Source organism: Nostoc sp. UCD121, assembly GCF_014222285.1.
In the GTDB taxonomy this organism is placed as follows: Bacteria; Cyanobacteriota; Cyanobacteriia; order Cyanobacteriales; family Nostocaceae; genus Nostoc.
Window position 1 is genome coordinate 1 of the sequence record NZ_JACKZS010000345.1, and the last position, 4,992, is coordinate 4,992.

The window sequence follows — 4,992 nt, forward strand, 5'->3', positions numbered from 1 at the left end:
ATATAATTGTTAAATGTAATATAGATTACCTATCTGAATATGTAAAATTAGTAAATAATGTTGAAAGTTATTCAAGAGGTTAGTTATGACAAAAGAATATATGGAGTCTTTAGAGGCAATTGTTGATCAATTAACATTAGCCGCAGTTCTAGAAATGTTAGAACGAATTAGTCATAAAAAAGCAGAAAATCTCAGAAATCATTGGAAAGATGAGACTTCTGCAAAGCTTTGGGATAAAGCTGCTAGACAGATAGAACAGATAAATATTGATATCTAATTAAAATTTTGGTTGTATTGCAAAGCTGTAGCGTTGCCTTACAACCCTTCTCAAGACAAGAGGTGCTGTTCGGCATTTGGGCATCCTGCGGCAGACGTTGGCGCAGCGATCGCTGTATTACTGTGATTTATGGCAGATTCAACCGCTTGCGGGCACCAAATCGAAACAAGTTATCTGGCAATATTGCTTTCAAGCGAGGCAACCATTGTGCCTCATTACCAACACGATACCGTAATCGTGGGGAACGGCTACGAGCAGCAAAGGCAATTGTCTGTGCAACTTTTGTCGGATCATCGCCCTGTGCAATTGCTTGAGTGACAGTTGAGCGAATCACATCACGTACATTGTCGTAATCAGCATAATTGAAGGTGGGTGCTAACATGGCATGGTTGAAGTTAGTCTTAAAGTAACCAGGCTCAATTAAAGACACTTTGATATTGAACGGATCTAGTTCCACGCTCAGTGCTTCGCTATAACCTTCGAGGGCAAATTTACTGGCACTGTAAAAACCTTGACCTGGTGCGCCAATCAATCCCGCGACTGAACTGATATTGATAATATGTCCACTACGCTGCTGTCTCATAACTGGTAAAACTGCGTTAGTGAGGCGGACAACCCCCCAAAAGTTTGTTTCAAAGATTTCTTTGGCTTGTTGTAAAGATGTTTCTTCGAGCATACTGGCATGAATTTGTCCAGCATTATTAATCAGTAAATCAATGCGATTAGTCCGTGTGAGCAACTGTTTAATACATAATTGCACTGAGTCATCAGAGGTAACATCGAGCATCAACATTTCCACATCACCTGATGCTGGATGTGACTTGCGACTGGTACCGAAGACCCAATAACCTACAGCAGCAAGCTTTTTAGCAGTTAACTGCCCAAATCCAGATGATGCTCCTGTAACTAGCACGACCTTTTTATCAGTCATCTGTTTTCCTTTTTAGAATATAAATACGATTTCATATAACTTTTTATACCTAAAGAAAGATTTGATTTTTGTATCAATTTATCTGTTCTACACTAGCTTAAGTGCAGAACAGCTAAATTATACCTGGTTAAACTTTTAAAATATCCTCTTAAACCAAATTAAAATTTCCCAATATTCAGAAAGTGCAAAATATGTTGAGATGTGATTTGGGGCTGTTCAATTTGGGGGGCATGACCGCAATTTTTGAGAAATATTAGTTGAGAGGTGGCAATAGATTGCTGAAATTTTTCTGCATCTTCAGATGGCAGCATATCATCAGTTTCTCCCCATAAAATGAGTGTTGGTTTGTCAACTTGGGCAATTCTATTTGCTAATTCACTATAACCACCAGATTTTACATAAGAAATCATGGCATCATTCCAACCAGGCATTTCTTGGTGTAACATGGCGCATTGAATAGCCAAAAGTATTTTGGTATCTAAATTAGGTAATATACTACATACATTTAATGCCAAGATGTGGCGTTGACGTAGATATTCCACAGCCAAGAAGTCAAAAGGAGAAAATAAGTGTTTGCTAAAGGGGGGAGCGCAAGTGTAACCTAAACTATTAATCAATATTAGTGATTTTACAACTTGAGGGTAAGTGAGAGTAAAATCAATTGCAGTTGCACCTCCCATTGATGCACCTACTAGTGTTATCGGTCTGTTGATTAAAGTTTTCCAAAAATCGTAAAGGTGAATTCTGATTGTAGTTGGACTGTAATTTATTTCTTTTTGCCTTTGTGTAAAGCCAAAACCTAACAAATCTACTGCCCATGTTTCATTTTGAGTAGCAAGTAATGGCAACAGAAGACGGAACTCTAGGATGGAACTGTCAAAGCCGTGCAGCAGCACAATTGGCGTTCCTCCCTTACCTTTGCAAATGTAGGTTGTGAGGATTGGGTGTTGACTTAGGGAGCTTGCAAGAGGAATTCTCTCAATGCTTTGTCCGAAAGCGATCGCTTTTGGGTCTGTTAGTTGATTAACTTGTGATGGGAGAAAATTAGGAAACATCAGTATTCACTCCAAACTAATTTTCCACAACCCATCTAGTGGATTGGATTGTTGCAATTCACTATCACTGCTGCCGAGCCAATTATTGTCATACACCAAGCCAAACTGAACGTGCTATTTACAGGATATTGCCCACAATTCCAAAACCTTCAATATTGTTTGAGTCAGCGATCGCTTGTTGGTTGAACTGTATGCTTGTTTCGAGCGTCACTGCGAATAGCGAATTGTTGGGTCACTAATCAACTACAGGTAATCCTGCCAGTGCCATTGCCACTTCATTTGCGCTATATTCAGTATCAACAAGCCGTCCAGATTGATAATCGATATAAGCTTGCATATCAAAATGTCCATGACCGCAAAGGTTGAACAGGATAGTTTTGCTTCTTCCTTCTTGTTTACAGAGTAAAGCCTCATCAATTGTTGCTTTGACAGCATGATTAGCTTCTGGTGCTGGTAAAATCCCTTCTGCGCGGGCAAAAGTTAATCCAGCAGCAAAGCAAGCGAGTTGGTGTTCAGCACGTGATTCAACTAATCCCAAATTCACAATATGGCTAACAAGGGGAGCCATACCGTGATAGCGCAAACCTCCAGCATGAATTCCTTCAGGAACAAAACTACTACCTAAAGTATGCATTTTGGTAAGTGGGGTTAAGTGGGCAATATCACCAAAATCGTAAGCATATTTTCCACGAGTCAATGATGGACAAGCAGCAGGTTCGACAGCTATTACTTGTATATCTCGTTCTCCTCGCAGTTTAGCACCGATAAATGGGAAGGCAATTCCGGCAAAATTGCTACCGCCACCTGTGCAGCCAATAACAATATCAGGATAATCTCCTGCCATTTCTAATTGAGTCAGTGCTTCTTGACCAATGACGGTTTGATGTAGCAGTACATGATTGAGAACACTACCTAAAGCATACTTAGTTTGTTCATCAGCAGCAGCTACTTCTACAGCTTCACTAATAGCAATCCCCAAACTGCCATTACTATTGGGATGTTGCGCAAGAATTTTACGTCCGGCTTCGGTTTGAGTACTTGGGCTAGCAACGACTCTCGCGCCGTAGGTTTCCATTAAAGCTCGGCGGTAAGGCTTTTGCTGATAGCTAACCTTTACCATATAAACTAAGACTTCTAAACCGAATAGCGCACCGGCAAAAGCTAGAGATGATCCCCACTGTCCGGCTCCCGTTTCAGTAGTTAGCTTTTTGACTCCAGCTTGTTTATTGTAGTATGCTTGGGCGACCGCAGTATTGGGTTTGTGGCTTCCAGAGGGGCTAACACCCTCATATTTGTAGTAAATTTTGGCAGGCGTATCTAAAGCTTGTTCTAAACGACGGGCACGATAAAGAGGAGTTGGTCGCCACTGGCAATAAATAGAGCGCACTGCATCTGGTATTTCAATCCATCTTTGTTGGCTAACTTCTTGCTCAATCAGTGCCAATGGAAACAAAGGTAATAATTCATCTGGTGTAATTGGCTTACCAGTACCAGGATTTAAAACTGGTGGTAAAGCTTGTGGCAAGTCAGCTTGGATGTTGTACCAAGCTTTTGGCATTTGGTTTTCAGTCAGAACGTATTTAATCGTGTCCATATAATTAGGTGATGCACAACAGTAAAATTGTACATTTACAATTCTCCAAGAAAAAAGTTAACTTTTACTGTTATCAAGCTTCATCCCAACAATAGTAAAATCATTAGCTTTCGCCTCATCCTTATATTGCTTGTAAATCTTCACAGTATAAGTGGTATAAACACCATGTCCCTGGAGAAACACCATCACTTCTTTGATGGCTTTTTGAGTTTTCCAAGGGTTTTTGATGAGAGTGATCCGCTTTTAGCCACTTACTTGTTGAGGACAAAGATTAGGAAAAGTGGACATTGCTTATGATTAGATTAAGACTGGAATCCAATTAATTATAGTACATAAGTACTGAAATACACACCAAGTATTAGTGTCATCGAAAACTTACCCTAATTTTTCCGATTATATAGTACGCAAAAAAGATCCCCCTAAGTTCTAACCGCAGCGATATCTGATGACAAAAAGTACTATTGAGTGTACTATTTGCTGCACAAGCGTATATTCTATGCTAAAAAGTGAATGATAAATACAAGTAAGAGGTTGAGTATCTTGGCAAATTTACTCAAAGTAATTCATAGATATTCACTACTACTATTCAACAGTTATAAACATTAAAAAATAATTGGAGATAAAATGGTTTTTAATCAAAAAACAACTGAAACCGATTGGAATTTAGATGAGAGTAGGACACTGATACAGGCACTTATAAAAGATTTCTATAAAAATAATTTAAATAATTTTGCAGATCCAACTAAACAAAAAGAATTAGTCTCGGCAGGGAAAGAAATATCCCAAATAATTATTTTGTTTAATAGGCTTCAAAAACTCATCAATAGAAACACGCCACAAAAAATGTGGTGGGATGAAATACCGAGAATATTGATACCTGATAATAGGAATACAATTCAAAGAGAACTGGCTGAACTCTCTAAAGCTTTAATATTTGCCATAGAAGCTCTACGCGAATCTTCATCGAATATAAATATCGCCCAGGCAATTAGATTTGATGTTGAACGAATTGTTTGCAAATATGAACATCCTATAACAGGATTTATCATCAATCCATTTCTATCAGTCCATCGTTCACCATCAACGACAACTAAAGTAATTTTTGGACTTATAAGTGCTGTGTTTATATATGGAG

The 4,992-nt window shown here is 38.7% G+C and carries 5 protein-coding genes and 1 pseudogene; 2 read left to right on the plus strand and 4 right to left on the minus strand.

Going from position 1 to position 4,992, the window contains the following annotated elements:
* Positions 1–85 precede the first annotated feature (85 nt).
* Entirely contained in the window at positions 86–277 is a 192-nt protein-coding gene (locus tag GNF10_RS35155; protein ID WP_012408634.1) for a hypothetical protein, read from the plus strand.
* A 127-nt stretch (positions 278–404) separates the two neighbouring features.
* Here the strand turns inward: GNF10_RS35155 and GNF10_RS35160 are convergent, their stop codons facing one another.
* From GNF10_RS35160 to GNF10_RS38160, 4 genes and pseudogenes are all read right to left on the minus strand, one after another.
* A complete protein-coding gene (locus GNF10_RS35160; RefSeq protein WP_185585099.1) occupies positions 405–1,208 on the minus strand; it encodes an SDR family NAD(P)-dependent oxidoreductase in 804 nt (267 codons plus the stop codon).
* A 158-nt stretch (positions 1,209–1,366) separates the two neighbouring features.
* Positions 1,367–2,263, minus strand: coding sequence for an alpha/beta fold hydrolase (locus tag GNF10_RS35165; protein WP_185585652.1), 897 nt, complete (start codon positions 2,261–2,263; stop codon positions 1,367–1,369).
* Between the two features lie 235 nt (positions 2,264–2,498).
* Complete coding sequence (locus GNF10_RS35170) at positions 2,499–3,857, minus strand: TrpB-like pyridoxal phosphate-dependent enzyme (RefSeq protein WP_185585651.1); 1,359 nt, start codon at positions 3,855–3,857, stop codon at positions 2,499–2,501.
* A gap of 105 nt (positions 3,858–3,962) precedes the next feature.
* Positions 3,963–4,100: pseudogene (locus tag GNF10_RS38160) on the minus strand (helix-hairpin-helix domain-containing protein); the annotation flags it as partial.
* A gap of 381 nt (positions 4,101–4,481) precedes the next feature.
* On the opposite strand from GNF10_RS38160, the gene GNF10_RS35175 reads away from it, so the two are divergent.
* On the plus strand, positions 4,482–4,992 hold a 511-nt coding region (locus GNF10_RS35175; protein WP_185607416.1), incomplete at its 3' end, for a hypothetical protein.

Bases quoted from the DNA above. Each gene is read 5' to 3' on its own strand.
- GNF10_RS35155 (WP_012408634.1), top strand. From the start codon at position 86: ATGACAAAAGAATATATGGAGTCTTTAGAGGCAATTGTTGATCAATTA.
- GNF10_RS35160 (WP_185585099.1), bottom strand. From the start codon at position 1,208: ATGACTGATAAAAAGGTCGTGCTAGTTACAGGAGCATCATCTGGATTT.
- GNF10_RS35165 (WP_185585652.1), bottom strand. From the start codon at position 2,263: ATGTTTCCTAATTTTCTCCCATCACAAGTTAATCAACTAACAGACCCA.
- GNF10_RS35170 (WP_185585651.1), bottom strand. From the start codon at position 3,857: ATGGACACGATTAAATACGTTCTGACTGAAAACCAAATGCCAAAAGCT.